Source organism: Acinetobacter sp. UBA6571 (genome assembly GCF_002434085.1).
GTDB classification, from domain to species: Bacteria; Pseudomonadota; Gammaproteobacteria; order Pseudomonadales; family Moraxellaceae; genus Acinetobacter; species Acinetobacter radioresistens.
This window is the reverse complement of record NZ_DJJJ01000055.1, coordinates 34,745-53,999: the sequence shown is the minus strand read 5'-3', so window position 1 is coordinate 53,999 and position 19,255 is coordinate 34,745. Positions and strand designations below refer to the sequence as shown.

The window sequence follows — 19,255 nt, the reverse complement described above, 5'->3', positions numbered from 1 at the left end:
AAATAAATTTTTTTAAAATTCTTTCTTCAAGGTGTAATTCAGCTTGCTATCTATTTTTTCACCAGTAATGCGATCGCGCAATTCAGCAAAGCTTTCACCAATAAAATATTTACGCTGATCACCAGCCTGATCCAGTACAACTAGAGAAGGGTTAGCAGCATCAAAATGGAACAGCCCACGTACCTTAAATTTATTATTTGGCCCTTTACCTAAATATTCTTCTGTTAATTCATAGGTTTTATCGGCATGCAATTCCAGCTCTGTTTTAATGCCTTCGCAGTCAGCACAAGGTAATATACCTTCATATTCACCTTCCCAGTCGAGTGAGTTTTCAACATTATGGGCGCTATCCGCCATTTGAGCTTTACGAGAAGTCGATGGAGTAGGCGTCATTACAGTAGTAGCATGTCGGTCATTATCCTTTTCAGAATGTTGAGTAGCCTGCTCATTTGTACTACAGGCCGTAAAGAAAATAGATGAGATCGCAAAAATACAGATAGTCTTTTTCATTATTCCCTCTTGGCAGTTCGTGAATAAATAATTTATATAGATAAATTGATATAAGTAGTTTAATAGAGTAAGTATTTCGACTTATAGGTCATCATTAGAAATTACTACAACACTGTAAATAAAATGCTACTAAAATAGTTACAGGCCAAAACTGGCCTGTCTTTAACTAATTTGGTTATGTTGGAATGATCTGGTCAACTAGAAGTTAGAAGCTTGGTACAAAGTTATTTCTGCTTTTGAGGAATTCCTTTATCAATTTCTTTCTGCTGTTGTTCTTTCTGTTGTTCTTCTTTTTCAGAGAATTTTTCATGAGTATTGTCCGTATGCTGAACATGGGGATTATCATTCGCAGCATTTGGTGTAGTCATAAGAATTACCTCTAACATGGCTATTTTATAGATTCAATATAGAAGTATTAAGTCTGTGTCACGAGTAGAGATCTGTATTTAAGTGTTAAACAATGTTAGGTCTAAAATAACGCTATTTTATTTCGCAAATTATTCTTATATTAGTCTTGGATCAGATAAAAATTAAATTTATACATATATATATTAATTGCATGTATTTTGATCAAATTTAGATTGAATCTCCCTCTTTTATACAGAATAAATTGTTAGAATCTGCCTCCTTTTAGAAAGTGGGTAAGCTTGAGTGTTAAGAAAAATTGCAGAATATAGCTTGGGCCTGATGGGGTGGGAAACAGATAATCAATGGCCACAAGGTCTTGAACAGTGTGTAATGATTGCTGCGCCGCATACCAGTAATTGGGATGCTGTTTATGCCCGGCTGGCCTTAAAAGTTTTAGGGGTTAATGTACGTATTACTATTAAAGACAGTTATATGAAGTTTCCTCTAGGACCGTTTGTTCGTGCTATGGGCGGTATTGGAATTGACCGCAGTCCAAAAAAAGAAGGACAAGCCCGGGCAAGTATGGTGCAGCTGATGGCTGACCTGTTTAAAGAACATCCTCATCTGGTAATGCTGGTAACACCAGAAGGCACACGAGCCAAGCAAGAAAACTGGAAAACTGGTTTTTATCATATTGCAATGACTGCCGGTGTTCCAATTGCGCTTGCTTATATGGACTATCAAAAGAAACGGGCAGGAGTCGGTAAAATCATTTACCCGACTGGAAATTATGAGCAGGATATGCAGGAAATTATGCAGTTTTATGCCAATATCGAGCCTAAATTTCCAGAAAAGTTCAGTGTTGATGTACGTTATCTAAATTGATTTTGCTTACTTTTTCCTGAATATAGAAAACAGACTCAAGTCTGTTTTCTATAAAATATATCTTAATGGTAGTCCTAATGGCTTGTTCTAGCATAATAAAACGAGTTTACTAGGTTGAAGAGTGATTATGTTGTTTCAGCGCCAAGTATAAGCAGCAGAGAACTTAACAATAATAGAATCCGTTATTTTTTAATAGGCGCGTGATATTAAGTCTTAAAACCTTAATTATAAATTCTCCCACTTTATTCATCTGGACTAATTCCCCCTAACGATTCGCAAGCCGCCTTATAAAGTTGATATTGTTGTGCTACAACTTCATCAAGAGGCATATCGAGCTCTGCTTCTCCATCCTTATAATTTTCTATATAGCTTCTTACTTTGGCTTTAGTGGCTCCAAGAGACTGCTGGTGATAAGTATTAATATCGCTGTGAGTAATCTGAGTACTTTCAATATTATTGCATTCAAACTGGCTGAACAGCTTCTCTGCTCGTTTAAGCTCAGCGGATGAGCCAAATGAACAGCCAGTCAAAAGGATTAGGCTGGAAAATAATGCTAAAATTTTCATTACTTTTTCATGCAGCATAAAAAGGGCGGTATTGTAACGACTTCCTGTTTATACTGCTGTTGAGAGCAGTAAAATTTTCTGGATTTTATGTCTGCTTGTTGAATAAATCAGCAGTATTCCTAAATTTATTAAACAGAGTCGTCTTATCCTTTAACTAATCCACCATCTACAATCAGATTCTGGCCCGTCACTGCACGTGCAAATGGGGACAAAAACATTAAAATGGCATCTGCAAATTCTTGAGGTGTAACCACCCTTCGTAGTGGTGTAGAGGCTGCAATAAGTTGAAAGACTTCATCTGGTGTGGCTCGGCTGGCGTCTGTAGCTTGTAACAGGCCGCCAGAAAGCATATTTACATTAATACCATATGGCCCTAAATCATGTGAAGCAGTGCGAGTAAAGGCTAATAATGCAGCTTTTGCAGTAGTATAGTCATGATAGGGGACTATCGGATTCTGAACCAGATTAGTACCAATATTGATAATACGACCAAAATGTTCGGCTTTCATATCAGTAAATGCAGCTTGCGTAGTATTTATTGCGGCCTTCACTGCACCTTCAAACTGGTTTTGTATTGTCTGCCAGCTTAGCTCTTCTATTTTGGGACGCGCATCCCCATTAAACTGGAATTGAACCAAGGCATTATTGATGACCGAGTTAACTGCCTGCCCGAAATGCTGTTTAGCAGCTTTAAACATGGCCTGTACCTGAGAAGAATTGGTCACATCAGCCTGATAAATAAAAATCTGTTCTGGAAAATCTTGTTGTAACTGTCGTGCTGTTTCATGACTGCTCATATAGTTAACTACTACACGGGCTCCCTGACTCACTAATGCTTGAGTGATCGCTATGCCTAAACCACGGGCTCCTCCCGTCACCAGTACTACCTGTTCTTGAATATTCATATAACTTTGTCCTGTAACTTTTTAGTTAAAATAGCAATTTATGGGTAAAAGATAAAAATGAAAGCTATTTTAAACCCTGTTGAAATCGCATTCGGCCTGTAATGGGCTGATATACGCCATTGTAATTCTTCTTTTAAATTAGAAGTTGGAAATAATATTTTAAATATCTGTAATTTAATATAAAAATAAATAATGAACAAAAAGTGAAGAAAGTTTGCAGAGCTTAAAGAGACTGAAAGATTCGGCAACATTGTATTGGCTAATTCTTCATAAAACCCTTTCATACTCATTTTTTATTAATAAGTAATTCAGGAGGTAAGATGAAGCAGCTGTTCTTACTATGGTTAACCATGGCGGTATTCAGTGGAGCTGTTGCGGCGCATATGAATGATTATCCGGAACAGTCTGTAAAATCTTCTTCACCGGTGTACCATTTTAATTTACAGGCTGGAAACAGCCGGATGACTGAAGATGTTAAAAATGGCCGGCCACGACCTAATCTTATCCAGTCTGGTCGGGGGAGCCGTTTACAGGGAAACCGTAACCTACGGCCATAACAATAGAACTAGGTCTACGTTATTTACTCTGTTTCTGGTAAAGACCGGCTCTTACTGTGCCAGCCCTAGTTTGCTTAAGCAGTTGCCAGTTCACAGGCAACTGGAGCCGCTGTAACTCCCGATCTGCTTCTACATAAATATAAGCCTGATCTTTAATGAGTGGATCAGCTAGCTCAGCAAGTTCCTGCCACAAGTCCAAGCTATAGGGAGGGTCTAAAAACACTACATCAAAGCTTTGTTGAAGTGTAGGTAAAACCTGTTGTGCAGTCGCAATCTTGAGCTGGCTGTTTTCAGCTTTTAACAGCTGACGGTTTTGCTGAAGGAAGCTGGCCTGTATAGTGTTGGGTTCAATCATAACAACTGAAGCAGCACCGCGTGATAAAGCCTCAAAAGCAAGTGCACCGGAACCTGCACAGATATCTAGAACATGGACATTCTGGATTTCCCACATGAGCCAGTTAAACAGCGTTTCACGTACCCGGTCTGGGGTAGGCCGTAAGCCTTCAATACTGGCAAATGGCAGTTGACGCCGTTTCCATTCACCACCAATAATGCGGAGCTGGTTTTTCATCTTTAATCACTCTCTACATTTTGTACGCGGCTGACCGTATTGGATTGAACAACAGGCTGGTTTGTACCGGATGCTGTTTCAGGTGAAGGGAGGCCTGTAGTACCACTAGGTAGCTCTGCCGGTTTAATACCGGCAGTCATCAAGCCACCGCTGATCTGGTGTGCACTTGGGCGGATCGGATTTTTCTCTTTTTTGACCAGCCAGTAATCGAAAATGGGGCGGGCGAGCTGTGCAGCGGAACCACCATGACGGCCATTTTCCCAAACTACCGCAATGGCAATTTCAGGATTTTCAGCAGGTGCAAATCCTACAAATAAGCCATGATCAAGCTGGCGTTCAGTAAGCAAGGATTCATTATAACGCTTGCCTTGTGCAATACTTTTAACCTGTGCTGTCCCTGTTTTTCCGGCAATGTGATAAGACAGGCCACTACGGATTCCTTTACCTGTACCGGTTTGAATTACATCCACCATGGCCTCACGCATCTTGATCCAGTCTTCAGGTGTTCCATTAAACTGGATTTTTCCATTGGTGCCGTTATGCACATGGTAAGTTTTGGTCCCGCGGGTCTCACGTAAAACATGAGGCGTTACCCGGGAGCCCTGATTGGCCGTAATAGCTGTGGCAAGAGCCAGTTGTAGGGGAGAGGCAGTAAATGCACCTTGGCCAATACTGACTGAAATTGTTTCACCTTTAAGCCATTTTGCTTTACGGGTACGCATTTTCCATTCAGGATTAGGATACAGACCTTCGCTTTCGCTAGGCAGATCTACGCCAGTTTTTTCACCAAAACCAAACTGACGCATCCAGGCATTCATTTTCTCAATACCCATACGGTAAGAAAGCACATAAAAGTAAGTATCGCATGATACATTTTGAGCTTTATGCAAATTTACCATGCCATGACCAGTTTTTTTATGGTCACGGAAACGGTGGCTGTCACCGGGCAAAGTAAAGTAACCTGGATCAGAAATAGCAGTATTCCAGTCGACATAACCATAATGAATACCACCTAATCCAAACATGGGTTTGATGGTTGAACCTGGAGGATAAGCTCCCTGTACGGCACGATTATATAAAGGCTGGTCCAGATTATCACGGAGACCGCTATAGTCTGTATGGCTGATACCAGTTACAAATAAATTCGGATTAAAGCTGGGACTGGAAACCAGCGCCAGAATTTCACCAGTACGAGGATCAAGGGCAACAATGGCGCCACGACGGCCAGCCAGCTGTTCTGTGGCAACCACTTGCAGGCCATAATCAATAGAGAGGTAAAGGTCATTACCACGAACCGGGTCTTTACGTCCCAAATTGCGTAACACATTACCATGTGCATCTGCCTCAACTGACTCGTTCCCAGGAATACCATGCAGCAGTTCTTCATAGGACTTTTCAACACCAATTTTTCCAATCAGGTTGGTGCCGGCATACAGATCTTTATCAATTTTCTTAAGTTCTTTATCATTAATCCGGCCCACATAACCAATAACATGGGCAAATAGGTCACCATGTGGATAATAACGAGTCATCTGGGTTTCAATATTGACTCCCGGAAACTGATATTTTAATTCGCTAAACTTGGCAATATCTGTCTCGGTCAGATTCATTTTGATTGCCACACGTTCAGTTTTTCTGGAAGCTTTGATTCGGCTTTCAAAACGGGCAATATCTTCAGGAGTCAGACTTAAAACTGGAGTAAGACGCGCCAGCGTAGCCTCAATATCTTCGATATCTGCACGGCTCATGGTCGCTGAAAATACCGGATAATTATCAGCCAGAAGAATACCGTTTCGGTCATATATATAGCCGCGGGCAGGTGCAATCGGTTGCAGGCGAATACGGTTTTTATCTGAAGCTGTACTGAACTCGTCATAATGCGCAATCTGCAAATATGCGTAATGTCCTGCGAGTAAAAGTAAAAAGAACGCCACAATACCCATTGTGATGAAAATGCGGCTACGATAAATCCGCTTTTCCTGCTGTTCATTTTTAAGGGGGAAATGCTGCTTCATACGGCGTACTTTGACCAAACGTACAGGGAGAACAAATGACCGGCTATTTTAGCCTATCATCATTTGGAATGATCAGTTATTTTTAAATAAAGTAAAAAATAAATAAGCTGCCCATTCTTTGACTTTATAGACAGCAAAATTCTAAAGTGCTGTATATAACAAGCATATTAATTCTGTTAAAGTCAGGAGTTAGGCCAGCTGGACTGCTGTTGTTTTTACAGGGAAAATGGAGAAAATAATGAGAAAAATCTATCCCTTACTGGCACTCTTTGTGCTGGTGAATGCTGCCCATGCCCAAAATTTACTTCAGGCCAAGCTGGGAGCAGGGGACGCTGCTAGCTGGAATGTAGGCGCAGGGATAACCCAGGAGCTTCTTCATCTAAATGCTGAATGGGTTAATCAATATGGTATTGCTTACACTAAAGCTGGTGTTTTTCTGGACGATGATAATCCGTTTGGTGCCCAAGTTGGCTTCCGTTATCCATATTATTTCACCGGAGAAGCTAAAAACGGTTACTATATCGGTGCCTATCTGGGACATCTCGACAGTCAATTTAACAATAACGAGTACAAGTCTCGTTTAGGTGCTGGTATAGATTTAGCATATGTCTGGCTCAGTCCTGAACGGATCAGTACTTTAAGTGTCGGACTGGGAGCGGCAGAAAAGTTTAAGAACCAGGCGGGTGAAGTAACTGCCGATACTGAACCTCAACTACAATTTTCTTACACCCTGAGTTTTGGCCTGAAGTAAAAATAGCGAACTTGATAACGTGAATAATTTAGCGAATAGAAATAAATACGAGAGTCATGCATGTTAGAGTACGTCAGTGAACTGTGGCAAACCTTTTCAAATCGACCTGATTTTTGGGCCGTGCTCAGCATTATTCCTGTCACAGCTTTTGTTACTTGGGCCCATGTCTGGATGGCACTGAAAATGGTGTTTTATCCAATCAATTTCTGGGGCTTTTACTTAGGTCCTATTCCAATTGGCTGGCAAGGAATTGTGCCGCGTAAAGCTGGCCGTATTTCGGGCATTATCACTGACAATACCTTATCTAAACTTGGGTCGCTTCAAGAGTTTCTCGAGGCAATGGACCCAGCCGATATGGCACGTATTATTGGTGAGCAGGTTGGTTTTGAACTGGAACACCTGATTGATGAGGTTATGCTGGACCGTAATGCTGTGCTCTGGGAAAATCTGCCTTATTCAATTAAACGCCGTATTTACGCACAGGCCCATAAGCAGCTTCCGGTTGTTCTGCATGACCTGGTCACTGAGCTTACCCTCAATGTAGAATCTCTAGTCAATATGCGTGAGATGGTGGTTCGCCAGATGGAAGGTGACCGTTTGCTCATGGTTCGCATGTTTCTGAAAGTTGGCCAGAAAGAGATTAACTTTATCTGGCATATTAGTGCCCTGATTGGTATGTTTTTTGGTATCTTCCAGATGATTGTCTGGTTTGTAGTGCCTTGGCACTGGACAGTTCCTTTCTGGGCATCCATCTGGGGGTTCCTGACCAACTGGATTGCAATCTGGATGGTGTTTAACCCGGTAGAGCCACATTACATTCGCTATCCACAGTTATTCCGTTTAACTAAAGACCGTAAATTCCCGTGGATTGTACCTGTCTTGCGTATAGGCCGTTATAATATGCAAGGCGCTTTTATGAAGCGTCAGGATGAGGTCTCTGATGTATTTGCAAGAGTAGTGACTGAAGACCTCATTACTTTAAAATCGATTATGACCGAAATGATGTACGGTACCCGTAGAGAGAAAACCCGTCGTATTGTAAAACGTCATATTAATGAAATTATGGAAACTCCGCTGGTTCGGACATCGTTACAGCTGTCTTTAGGGCCAAAAGAATACGCAAGACTCAAGACAGACTTGATCGATCGCTCAATTGAAATTACGATGGTGCCTGTGTGTGACCCGGCATTCAATGCGAGCCGTGCACAGAAGATCTATCAAATGTTTAGAGACCGTATTCGCGAATTGACGCCTAAAGAATTCCAGAACCTGTTACGCCCTGCGTTTCAGGAAGATGAGTGGATTCTGATTGTATTGGGCGGTGTAACCGGATTTTTCGCTGGTTTAATACATTTGTTTGTCGCCTTTTTATAATTGTTGATGGCTTCCTTCTTATAAAGAGTCGCCACAAGAAATGACAATTACAACGCTAGTTATTATGTAAATGTCGAATACATTGTTAAAATGAGGATGTTTTTTTATGCGCATTATCTTACTCGGACCACCTGGAGCAGGCAAAGGCACTCAGGCTCAGTTGATCTGTAAGCGCTACAATATCCCACAAATTTCAACCGGTGATATGCTCCGTGCTGCAATTCGTGAAGGTACTGAATTAGGTCTTAAAGCTAAAAGTGTGATGGATGCTGGTGGTCTGGTGTCTGATGAGCTGATCATCGGACTAGTTAAAGAACGCATTGCTCAGCCAGATTGTGAAAATGGTTGTATCTTTGACGGCTTTCCTCGTACCATTCCGCAAGCTGAAGCGCTGGAAAAAGAAGGCATAGCCATCGATCATGTCATTGAAATCGATGTGCCGGACGAAGAAATTGTAAAACGTCTTTCTGGTCGTCGTCAGCATCCTGCCTCTGGCCGTGTATACCACATCGTCTATAACCCGCCTAAGGTAGAAGGTAAGGATGATGAAACTGGTGAAGATCTGGTACAGCGTCCGGATGATCTTGAAGAAACTATTCGTAAGCGTTTAGGTTCATATCATACTGAAACTGAGCAGCTGGTAGGTTTTTATCAAGGCCGTGCCGCCTCTGGTGAAAATGCGCCAACTTATAATAAATTAAATGGCTTGCGTGCTATTGATGAAGTTCAGACTGAACTGTTTGCTATTTTAGACCAGACCAAATAAAACTCGGGTAAGCTCGAGATTCTTTTGACTTTAAAAGGGTCCTAAGCCATATTAGGGCTCTTTTATTTTATGCAGAGCAGAGGATGGATCAATGCTGAAAATTGGCTTGATTATCTTGGTCATTGTTTTTTTTATTATCTTGCTGGCCTTACTTTATCAAAGTCAAAAAATGTTACGTGCTGTAGAAAAGCAGGAAGCTCAGGAAAAAGCCAACAGACCAGCGCCTAAACGTCGACTGCATCCTAAACTTCAGGCACAGCAAAAGCAGAAGAAATAAAAATATCTTACTTATCTGAAAGTTGTGGAATTAATGTGGTGATGGCCTGTTCTGCGCCCAAGGCATAACGGTCCGGCCAGTTACATACATCGGCCACCACACATTCAAAACATTTTGGCTTACGTGCTATGCAGGTGTAACGACCGTGTAAAATCAGCCAGTGATGTGCATCAACTATAAATTCTTTCGGTATTACTTTTAATAGCTGCTGCTCGACTTCTAGTACGTTCTTACCTGGTGCGAGGCCAGTCCGGTTACCTACTCGAAAAATATGAGTATCTACAGCCATAGTCGGCTGCCCAAATGCGGTATTGAGTACTACATTGGCTGTCTTACGGCCTACACCAGGCAAAGCTTCAAGCTCTGCACGAGTTTCTGGAACTTGGCCATTATGCTGTTCAATCAGAATTTTACAGGCTTTAATCACATTTTCTGCTTTGGCATTATAAAGGCCAATTGTCTTGATATAGGCTTTTAAACCCTCGACACCTAAGGCATAGATGGCCTCCGGAGTATTAGCCACAGGAAAAAGTTTGTCGGTTGCTTTATTTACACTTACATCCGTAGCCTGAGCCGAAAGTGTAACTGCAACCAGTAGCTCAAAAGGGCTAGAAAACCTGAGTTCGGTGGTAGGGTGAGGGCGCTGCTGGCGTAAACGCTCAAAAAAAGTATAAACCTGTTTTTTATTCATTTTTTTTACAGGTTTGCTGGTTACTGTACTCATTTTGACGATTCCTGTAGAGCCTGTAACTGCCGGTTTAATTCTATTAGCTGTGTCTGTTTTTGTGCATCTTCACGTACAGAGAGCTGTTTTTCCAGTTTTTTAATCTGTGTACGTATTTTGGCGAGTTCAATTGTTGTCTGTGCACTTACCGTGTTCTGAACAGATATATCTTTCTGTTTTACTTCAATCGCTGGAACTGCATCAGTCTGCTGGGAGAAGCGTGCAAACAGTTCGCTGTCGATCTCCGCACGTACAACAGGACCTTTCCGATACATCCGTCGAGTTTCCTCACGTTGGATATGCGCATAATAACGGCGGCGTAAATCGTTCTGCTCCTGAATCCGTAAATCTTCTGTAGGCAAGGGCTGAACATCTTCAATCAGGTCGATACAGTCAACCGGGCAGGGGGGAATACACAATTCACAGCCAGTACACAGGTCAGTCAATACAGTATGCATGAGCTTACCACTGCCTATAATGGCATCCACTGGGCAAGCACTAATACATTTGGTACAACCAATACATTCATCTTCACGAATTACTGCTTTCATGCGTTGCGGACGTCCATCCGCCTGAATTGGCCAGACACTTTCTTCAGCTTTTAGTGCTCCACGATCGAGCAGTTTTGCCAAAGCATCTGCTACCGGCTGCCCCCCAGGAATGCATTTATTGGCGGCTTCACCTTCAGCAATAGCCTGCGCATAAGGCAGGCATCCATCACGATGCCCACATAGTCCGCATTGGGTTTGTGGTAGAAGGGCATCAATTTGGCGAATCATGGAAATGGTTGAATTCATGGTCAAATCATAAGTGCACAGCAAAAAACAGGAAAAGCAGAAAAATGCCTGATCAGAAATAGTATTTTAACATATCTCAGCGCTATAATTTGCCGAGTTTCACTGTAATGTTTCAGTAAATGGGTAATATTGACAAGTGATTAACTGATCAGAATTATGATTAAAAGTGATATAATTCATAAAAAAAAGTAATTTAATTATCATTTTAATTAAACTTTTTTTAAAAAAGTCTTGTGCTAGCAGTGTAAACGATATTTAATAATTTGCGCCAAAATATATCACTTTGAGTAAATTTTTGCACAATTTTGAATCACCTTTCTGCAGAGGACTAAGCGTTGAAATATAACAGCCTTAACGACTTCTTAGACTACGTCAAAGCACGTGATCCACATCAACCAGAGTTTTTACAAGCTGTAGAAGAGGTGATGACCAGTTTATGGCCTTTTATTGAAAAGAACCCAAGTTATGCAGAACATGGCCTGCTTGAGCGTTTAGTCGAACCAGAACGTGCAATCCAGTTTCGTGTTTCCTGGGTAGATGACCAAGGTCAAACTCAGGTTAACCGTGCATTTCGAGTACAATATAATTCGGCAATTGGGCCATTCAAAGGTGGAATGCGCTTCCATCCTTCTGTAAACCTTTCTATTCTTAAGTTTCTTGGTTTCGAGCAAACTTTTAAAAATGCATTGACCACATTACCAATGGGTGGTGGTAAGGGCGGTTCTGATTTTGACCCTAAAGGTAAGTCAGAAGGTGAAATCATGCGTTTTTGCCAAGCATTAATGATCGAGCTTTATCGTCATTTAGGCTCAAATACCGATATTCCTGCGGGGGATATTGGAGTAGGCGGTCGCGAAGTTGGCTACATGGCCGGCATGATGAAAAAACTCAGCAATGACACTTCATCTGTATTCACGGGTAAAGGTCTGTCATTTGGTGGCAGTCTGGCCCGTCCCGAGGCTACCGGTTACGGTACTGTATATTTTGCAGAAGAAATGCTTAAAACCCGTAACGAGGTTTTTCAGGGTAAAGTGGTTGCAATCTCGGGTTCTGGTAATGTTGCCCAATATGCTGCAGACAAGGCTATGTTCTTGGGTGCTAAAGTAGTATCCCTGTCTGATTCAAACGGTACTGTCTACGTAAAAGATGGCTTTACTGATGAATTACTTGCAGAGGTCATGGAACTTAAAAATGTGAAGCGTGGCCGTATGTCAGAATTCGCTTCCAAGCATGGATTTGAATATCTTGAAGGTAAACGTCCTTGGGGAATTAAATGCGACATCGCACTACCATGTGCTACACAAAATGAACTCGATGGTGATGATGCACGTCAACTGTTAGCCAATGGAGTGATGTGTGTGGCCGAAGGTGCCAACATGCCTTCTACCCTTGAAGCAGTAGAAGAGTTTGTTAAAGCAAAAATTCTTTATGCACCAGGCAAGGCATCAAATGCAGGCGGCGTGGCTACCTCAGGTTTAGAGATGTCTCAGAATGCACTGCGTTTAGGCTGGAGCTTTGAAGAGGTGGATGAGCGTCTGCATGCGATCATGAAAGAGATTCACCGCAACTGTGTAAAATATGGTACCCAGGAAGATGGTACTGTCAATTATGTAGATGGTGCTAACATTGCTGGTTTCGTAAAAGTTGCTGATGCCATGCTGGCACAGGGCGTATACTAAGTTTTTCTAAAATTACTTATAAAAAACCGATGCATTGGCATCGGTTTTTTATTATTTAGATATAAACTTAAGGCTTTTTAATAGTTTCCTGTTCTACAGTCATATCATGCACATACGCATATTTTGATTGATCGGCAGCAACATTTTTACGTTCATAGCGCTTTACCCGTACGATGACTCGCTGATTAGGTTCATGCTTAAAACCTTCAATATGATCATAAAATAGTGTCCAATCTTTATCGACCTGTGTTTTTATACCTTTATCATCATATTTGATTTCACGCACTTGCAGGCAGGTTTGTGGTGCAACTCCTGTACATGACTTGGTTTCAGGTGCTATTTCTAGAAAAATAGTTTCACCTTGAGACTGATATTGAGCTTCAGGGGTCATGTTACCCTTAAATGTATAACTTTGACCTTGGGTATCTTTCAAGATCAGGGTGGGCTGTTCAGGGTTCGCCAGATTGAGTTCAAAAGGAATACTGCGTTTTTGAAATAGGGAACTGGAGAACTGCTCCTGTTTCATTAATACCGGATCACATGCCATCTGTGTTGAAACTAAGTCACCAGTCAATAGCTGACCATTTTCAATTTTCCAGCTTGTACCCTGACGGTTACATCCGGTATCAATTCCAATCCGGTCATTGGAAAAATTCAACAGGATAGGTTCTTTGGAACCTTCCGGTTGATAGGTCCAGTTATAAGAAGTTAAAGCACTATGTTCAAGCATTTTACTACCTTTAAACACGTGCTTTTGTCCCTTTGTATCTGTAATGGTTAAAATGGCCTGACCATTCGCTAAGCTAATATCAAAATTTGAACGTGCTTCATTGAAGATACTGCTAGAGAGCTGTTCCTGTTTCATTAAGTCTGACTGGCAGGCCATCATGGTTGAAATCAGATGAGAAGTTACCAATTTACCTTCTTCAATTTTCCAGCTGCCGCCTTGTCCGTTACAGCCAGTCTGTATAGATAACTGATGATTATCTATAAAATTGATGACTAGAGGTTTAGAAGCTTGAGAATTCTGGTAAGTCCAGCTATAGGCAGAGAGCTGCTGCTCAGTATCGGCTTGTTGTGAGACATGTGGCTGCTTTTGATGCGGCTGAATAGATTGGCAAGCCATTAAAGAAAAAGGAAGCAGGGCAAGAAACAAATATTTCAATTTCATTTTAAATCTTTTGTTACAACTAAATTAGAGCATAGCTTAAGGCATCGTTCAGCTCATAAAAACCGGACTGGTTAGGTTTTTAGTTTTAAAACGTATTGTTTTGTAACTTCAAATGAGGGTTTCAAATGAAGTTTTTCTAATCATAGTGAATATTTGTACTAATCAAACCTGTAAATATCCATTCCTAGAGCCCCCATAGAAAAACTGCTATGAACCAAACTGAATCTTGAGCCAGTACCCATAGCAAAGAAAAGGGGAGCTAAATGCTCAAGAGTGGGATGATTCCGTGCAATATAAGGCAAATGTTGCCATTCAAGTACTTCATCATAACTGCTATGGCTAAGTTTACTCACCACATGGTTGCGAAAAGTCGAAGCCCATTCAGGTACTTCAGACGTATTACCGTGCCAGTTTAACTCGGCCAGATTATGAGTAATGTTACCTGAACCAATCAATAAAATTTGTCGTTCACGTAGAGGCGCCAGCACCTGCCCAATTTGATAAATCTCATCAGCACTCATGCCCATAGGCAGCGAAATCTCGATTACCGGAATTTCTGCTTCGGGATACATGTGCAATAAAGGCATCCAGACACCATGGTCACGCGGGCGGATATTGTTTGCATGTGCCTGTATCTGTGCTTCAGCAAACAGATGCAAAATTTCTTCGGCCAGTTCCGGGTTACCCGGAGCACGATAGTGAATTTCATAAAGCTCGGCTGGAAAGCCACGAAAATCATGCCAGGTTTCGGGACGCGTTGCTATACTCACTTCCAGGGCCTGACTTTCCCAGTGAGCCGACATTACAATAATAGCTTCCGGTTTAGGCAGGTTAATGCTCAAACGTTCTAAGGCAGGTCCCACCTGTTCCGGATCAAGAGCGAGCATGGGAGAACCATGCGAAATAAATAAACCGGGGAGAGTCTGTAAATTCATGAGCGCCTGACCTGAGCAATTTAAATTAAACTTCATGATGCAGAAAAAAAGCCGCTTATTAAAGAAGCTTTATTTCAACGGTATGTTTCAAAAATGCAATTATGGGATTAAGAATATTCAAGCGCGATGATAAGGATGATTATGATTAATACTCATTGCCCGATAAAGCTGTTCGATCAACATCACTCGGACTAAAGGGTGAGGTAAAGTCAGCTTGGAGAGTGACCAGTGCCAAGCTGCTGTTTTACGGACTTGATCTGAAAGCCCATCCGGTCCACCGATTGCCAGAGCTATATCGTGTCCTTCAAGCATCCAGCCTTTCATTGTTTCAGCCAGCTTCTCGGTGCTGAGCTCTTTTCCACCCACTTCTAGAGCAATCAGAATTTCGCTGGGTTTAAGCGTAGCGAGAATACTTTCACCCTCAATCTGGCAATATTTTAATATATCTGCGTCTGAGTCATTCTTGCCGCGTTTAGCCATGGGTAACTCAATGACCTGAGTTTGTACAAACGGTTGAATACGTTTGAAGTAATCTTCAAAGCCAGTCAAAACCCAAGCTGGCATTTTTTGACCTATGGTTAAAATACGGATTTTCATAACTGCTGTTTGGTATCAAAATAACATTATTATAACGTTGAAATGCTATCTGTACTGATACAAAAAGACATAATGAAGCTGGAAAATAACCAGAAGGGCAGGTTGCCCATACGAACAACAAGCCTGTCATGATAACAAATGGAAAAATAAGCGAATGTGGAATCGGTTGATATACAGATACTTAATTTTAATTATAAGTGGTTTTTTTTCATGTGTAGCAGCAGCTGATCTAAGCACATCTTTTAAGCAGGCAGATCCTTCTAATCTAACAGTTTACATGAACCAGATTATTCGGCCGGGAGTTGCACGAAATTATAAAAATGTAGAGGAACTTAATCGGATATCAGCAGGATTAAAAGAGCAGATGCGTCTGTTCGGTATACCCTGTAACTATCAGACTTATGAAGTATACGGAAAAAATTATCGAAATGTCTTGTGCTATATCAATGTTGGCCGCTCAGATAAAATAATTATCGGTGCGCATTATGATGCTTTTGAAAAAACTTCTGGAGCAGATGCCAACGCCTCCGGAGTCGCCGGTGTACTTGAAATAGCACGCATTCTGGCAGCAGAGCGCTCTTCCTTAAAGCATAATATCGAATTTGTCTTTTATACCTTAAAAGAGCAGCCATTTTTTAAAACTGCACAAATGGGAAGTTATATTCATGCCAAATCGGTACAGCAGCAAAAAGAGCAGATTAAGGCAGCTTTCATACTTGATATGATAGGCTACTATGATATTAAGAATGTACAGCAGTATCCGGCAGGCATGAAATGGATATATCCAAGTCATGCTAATTTTATTGCAACCTTAAGTAATATACAGTCAAGTGAAATCGGGAATGCTTACTGTGCATCAATGCAGAAGTTAAACCAGCTGGATTGCCAGCGTATGGTAACACCTTCATTTCTGGCAGGGGCAGACTTTTCTGACCATTTTAACTATTGGCAATTTGATATTCCGGCAATTCTGATTACAGATACCGGAAAATACCGCAACAAGTTTTACCATACACAAGAGGACCGTATTGATAAGCTTGATACTGTAAAGATGGCTCAGGTAATTAACGGCTTAGCCTCTACCATTCTTGAATCTAACTTCTAAAATTAAAGTATTTAAGACAAAAAAACGCAGTCCTTAAAAGGGGCTAAAAGGACTGCGAAATAGGCCATCCGTCTGGAGATACAGATGGCCATTTAGTGTACGTTGTGAGAAAAATTAAAACCCACAGAACCGTATGTCTATACTGAATAAGATGGGGAAACTGCTCAGCTTTTTCAAGCTAAAATAAAGGCTACACATACTATATATACATTTTTTAACACAAAAAAGAGAGCCGAAGCTCTCTTTTTCTTATTTACCCTTAGTGGCGGGCTGTATTTGACTCTTCAACTGGTTTTACCAGAGGTTGCTTTGGAAGAGGTTTTGGCATAGAGGTTAAAGCAAGTGGCAATATCTCATCGATACTTTTCACTGCCTTGATTTCTAGCCCTTCCTTCACATTTTCTGGAATTTCTGCAAGATCACGTACGTTCTCTTGTGGAATGAAAACCAGCTTGATACCTCCACGGTGGGCAGCAAGCAATTTTTCTTTCAACCCACCAATACGCATTGCACGACCACCCAGACTGGTTTCACCTGTCATTGCAATATCTGCTCGAATTGCAATACCAGTAAATGCTGAAACAAGTGCAGTAGTTAAAGCAAGACCGGCAGATGGGCCATCTTTTGGTGTTGCACCTTCAGGCAAGTGAACGTGTACATCCGTTTCTTCAAAACGCGATGCCTCAATTCCAAGTTCATCTGCACGGGTACGCACTACTGTCATAGCCGCAGTAATCGATTCTTTCATAACATCACCCAAAGAACCGGTAGTAATGAATTTACCTTTACCTTTAACTGCTGCAACTTCAATAGTCAGTAATTCACCACCGACCGAAGTCCATGCCAGACCATTTACACGGCCAACTTGGGCTTCTTCTTCCGCCATGCCAAAGTCAAACTTGTGTACACCCAGATAATCTGGCAAGTTTTCTGCAGTAACATCGACATGCAGATTTTTGGCTTTCTTGCTCACGGCTTCTTTCACGACTTTTCGCGCAATTTTGGAAACTTCACGCTCAAGACTACGTACACCTGCTTCACGAGTATAACGACGTACGATGTCACGAATCGCTTCTTCATGTACTGTTAACTCTTTAGCACGTAACCCGTTATCTTTAATCGCTTTGGGTACCAAATAACGATCAGCAATATTTACTTTTTCGTCTTCGGTATAGCCCGGCAAACGGATGACTTCCATACGGTCAAGTAATGGACCCGGAATATCCATACTGTTTGCAGTACAGATAAACATGACTTCAGACAGGTCAAGATCCAAATCAAGGTAATGGTCATTGAACTTGTGGTTCTGCGACGGGTCAAGCACTTCAAGTAATGCAGAAGCAGGGTCACCTCGATAATCCTGTGCCATCTTGTCAATTTCATCAAGCAAAAACAGCGGATTCTTAACGCCGACTTTTGTCAGGGACTGCACAATTTTACCTGGCATCGCACCAATATAAGTACGACGGTGTCCACGTATTTCAGCTTCATCACGCACGCCACCTAAAGCCATACGCACAAATTCACGACCTGTAGCTTTAGCAATAGATTCACCAAGAGAGGTTTTACCTACACCTGGGGGGCCAACCAGACAGAGGATTGGTCCACGCAGCTTTTTCACACGCGACTGTACTGCAAGATACTCAACGATACGCTGTTTTACTTCATCTAGGCCATAGTGGTCAGCATCCAGGATTTCCTGAGCTTTATTCAGGTTAATACTAACTTTGCTAGCCTTGTTCCACGGTGTATCTAAAATAACTTCCAGATAGTTACGTACCACAGCCGCTTCACTTGAAGCCGGTTGCATCGCTTTTAGCTTACGGAATTCAGCTTCAGCTTTTTTGCGTACATGTTCTGGCAGATCAGCTTCTGCGAGACGTTTTTCAATCTCGGCCACATCATCTTCAGCGCCACCATTCATGTCAGAGAGTTCGCGCTGAATAACTTTCATTTTTTCATTCAGGAAATATTCACGCTGATTCTTTTCCATCTGGCGTTTAACTGAATCATGCAAGGTCTGTTCTAGCTGTTGTTCTTCAGATTGCTGAAGCAGATAAGTCATCAGTTCTTGCAGATGAACTTCGAACTCATCATGTTCAAGGAACTTCTGTTTCACTTCAATATTAAGTGGAACTCGAGTCGCAACAAAGAATAACAGTTGCAGCAGATCTTCAATTTTATTGGCCGCCGCAATCAGCTCACGCGCATTACGCAATTTTGCTTCAGCATACTGGGCAAACAAGGTACGCAAATCTTGCAGGCGGGCATCTTGCTCTTCCTCGCTAGACTCTACAGTCATTGGACTAAGAGTATGCTCAGCGCTCAGATATTCTTCTGAGTCAATAATACGGGTAAGTTTAGAGCGATGCAGGCCTTCAATCAGGACTTTAATACAGTTTTCATCATTTTCATGATTCACAACTTGCACAATCTTCGCGACAGTACCGTATTGATAAAGGTTGTCGTGATCAATTTCTTCTGTAAGCGAATCTCTTTGTGCAACTACAAATACTAAATTGTCACTGTTACGAGCCACATCAACTGCATTGATCGATTTTTCACGACCCACAAATAACGCAATTTGCATGTGTGGATACACCACCACATCACGTAGCGCTAATAGTGGTAATACACTTGGAACCTGAGGCTCTAAGGTTTGTTCATTCATAAGATATTCGGACATGGGCACTCCTAATGAGTGACAACGGTGTTGCCATGA

General features: G+C 41.7%; 20 protein-coding genes. 8 read left to right on the top strand and 12 right to left on the bottom strand.

The features are described 5' to 3' along the window. Positions 1-12: 12 nt before the first annotated feature. Entirely contained in the window at positions 13-510 is a 498-nt protein-coding gene (locus tag B3X18_RS10365) for a copper resistance protein NlpE (RefSeq protein WP_005027279.1), read from the bottom strand. 224 nt (positions 511-734) lie between these two features. Continuing rightward, on the bottom strand, positions 735-878 hold the full coding sequence (locus B3X18_RS10360; RefSeq protein ID WP_005019096.1) for a hypothetical protein: 144 nt from the start codon (positions 876-878) through the stop codon (positions 735-737). A gap of 283 nt (positions 879-1,161) precedes the next feature. Here B3X18_RS10360 and B3X18_RS10355 point away from each other — a divergent pair, with 283 nt between their 5' ends. After that, positions 1,162-1,743, top strand: a complete 582-nt coding sequence (locus B3X18_RS10355) for a 1-acyl-sn-glycerol-3-phosphate acyltransferase (protein WP_010699851.1) — start codon at positions 1,162-1,164, stop codon at positions 1,741-1,743. Positions 1,744-1,985: 242 nt separating this feature from the next. Here the strand turns inward: B3X18_RS10355 and B3X18_RS10350 are convergent, their stop codons facing one another. Beyond that, complete coding sequence (locus tag B3X18_RS10350; RefSeq protein WP_026055455.1) at positions 1,986-2,309, bottom strand: hypothetical protein; 324 nt, start codon at positions 2,307-2,309, stop codon at positions 1,986-1,988. A gap of 143 nt (positions 2,310-2,452) precedes the next feature. Then, positions 2,453-3,214, bottom strand: a complete 762-nt coding sequence (locus tag B3X18_RS10345; RefSeq protein ID WP_034688721.1) for a 3-oxoacyl-ACP reductase — start codon at positions 3,212-3,214, stop codon at positions 2,453-2,455. 320 nt (positions 3,215-3,534) lie between these two features. Between B3X18_RS10345 and B3X18_RS10340 the strand changes: the two genes are divergently transcribed. Next, a complete protein-coding gene (locus B3X18_RS10340) occupies positions 3,535-3,771 on the top strand; it encodes a hypothetical protein (protein WP_005027268.1) in 237 nt (78 codons plus the stop codon). A 19-nt stretch (positions 3,772-3,790) separates the two neighbouring features. Here the strand turns inward: B3X18_RS10340 and rsmD are convergent, their stop codons facing one another. Both rsmD and mrdA read right to left on the bottom strand, forming a co-directional pair. Then, positions 3,791-4,342: a 16S rRNA (guanine(966)-N(2))-methyltransferase RsmD gene (gene rsmD / locus B3X18_RS10335; protein WP_005027266.1), complete on the bottom strand. Its 552-nt coding sequence runs from the start codon at positions 4,340-4,342 to the stop codon at positions 3,791-3,793. Between the two features lie 2 nt (positions 4,343-4,344). Continuing rightward, positions 4,345-6,357, bottom strand: coding sequence for a penicillin-binding protein 2 (mrdA, locus tag B3X18_RS10330; RefSeq protein ID WP_017400822.1), 2,013 nt, complete (start codon positions 6,355-6,357; stop codon positions 4,345-4,347). 238 nt (positions 6,358-6,595) lie between these two features. Here mrdA and B3X18_RS10325 point away from each other — a divergent pair, with 238 nt between their 5' ends. From B3X18_RS10325 to B3X18_RS10310, 4 genes are all read left to right on the top strand, one after another. Beyond that, the gene (locus B3X18_RS10325) at positions 6,596-7,108 is read left to right on the top strand and encodes a hypothetical protein (protein WP_005019112.1); all 513 of its coding nucleotides are present in this window, start codon (positions 6,596-6,598) and stop codon (positions 7,106-7,108) included. A 60-nt stretch (positions 7,109-7,168) separates the two neighbouring features. Beyond that, positions 7,169-8,482 (top strand): hypothetical protein, encoded by a 1,314-nt coding sequence (locus tag B3X18_RS10320; protein WP_005019113.1) that lies wholly within the window; start codon positions 7,169-7,171, stop codon positions 8,480-8,482. A 106-nt stretch (positions 8,483-8,588) separates the two neighbouring features. After that, on the top strand, positions 8,589-9,248 hold the full coding sequence (gene adk, locus B3X18_RS10315; RefSeq protein WP_005019114.1) for an adenylate kinase: 660 nt from the start codon (positions 8,589-8,591) through the stop codon (positions 9,246-9,248). A gap of 91 nt (positions 9,249-9,339) precedes the next feature. Continuing rightward, on the top strand, positions 9,340-9,525 hold the full coding sequence (locus B3X18_RS10310; RefSeq protein ID WP_005019115.1) for a hypothetical protein: 186 nt from the start codon (positions 9,340-9,342) through the stop codon (positions 9,523-9,525). Between the two features lie 7 nt (positions 9,526-9,532). Here B3X18_RS10310 and nth read toward each other — a convergent pair whose 3' ends face one another. Beyond that, on the bottom strand, positions 9,533-10,249 hold the full coding sequence (gene nth / locus B3X18_RS10305) for an endonuclease III (RefSeq protein WP_005019116.1): 717 nt from the start codon (positions 10,247-10,249) through the stop codon (positions 9,533-9,535). Then, positions 10,246-11,046, bottom strand: coding sequence for an RnfABCDGE type electron transport complex subunit B (locus B3X18_RS10300; RefSeq protein ID WP_005019117.1), 801 nt, complete (start codon positions 11,044-11,046; stop codon positions 10,246-10,248). Before B3X18_RS10300 ends, nth begins: the two co-directional genes overlap by 4 nt. Before the next feature lie 335 nt (positions 11,047-11,381). On the opposite strand from B3X18_RS10300, the gene gdhA reads away from it, so the two are divergent. After that, positions 11,382-12,725: an NADP-specific glutamate dehydrogenase gene (gene gdhA, locus B3X18_RS10295; protein ID WP_005019118.1), complete on the top strand. Its 1,344-nt coding sequence runs from the start codon at positions 11,382-11,384 to the stop codon at positions 12,723-12,725. Between the two features lie 67 nt (positions 12,726-12,792). Here the strand turns inward: gdhA and B3X18_RS10290 are convergent, their stop codons facing one another. From B3X18_RS10290 to rlmH, 3 genes are all read right to left on the bottom strand, one after another. Further along, entirely contained in the window at positions 12,793-13,896 is a 1,104-nt protein-coding gene (locus B3X18_RS10290) for an META and DUF4377 domain-containing protein (RefSeq protein ID WP_005027260.1), read from the bottom strand. Between the two features lie 158 nt (positions 13,897-14,054). After that, positions 14,055-14,831 carry a dioxygenase gene (locus tag B3X18_RS10285; protein ID WP_005027257.1) on the bottom strand — a complete coding sequence of 259 codons (777 nt, stop codon included), beginning with the start codon at positions 14,829-14,831 and terminating at the stop codon, positions 14,055-14,057. Positions 14,832-14,948: 117 nt separating this feature from the next. Continuing rightward, the gene (gene rlmH / locus B3X18_RS10280; protein ID WP_005019124.1) at positions 14,949-15,428 is read right to left on the bottom strand and encodes a 23S rRNA (pseudouridine(1915)-N(3))-methyltransferase RlmH; all 480 of its coding nucleotides are present in this window, start codon (positions 15,426-15,428) and stop codon (positions 14,949-14,951) included. A 154-nt stretch (positions 15,429-15,582) separates the two neighbouring features. Here rlmH and B3X18_RS10275 point away from each other — a divergent pair, with 154 nt between their 5' ends. After that, a complete protein-coding gene (locus tag B3X18_RS10275; protein WP_005027255.1) occupies positions 15,583-16,533 on the top strand; it encodes a M28 family peptidase in 951 nt (316 codons plus the stop codon). 259 nt (positions 16,534-16,792) lie between these two features. On the opposite strand, the gene lon is transcribed toward B3X18_RS10275, so the two are convergent. Next, positions 16,793-19,219 (bottom strand): endopeptidase La, encoded by a 2,427-nt coding sequence (lon, locus tag B3X18_RS10270; RefSeq protein WP_005027253.1) that lies wholly within the window; start codon positions 19,217-19,219, stop codon positions 16,793-16,795. Between the last annotated feature and the right edge of the window lie 36 nt (positions 19,220-19,255).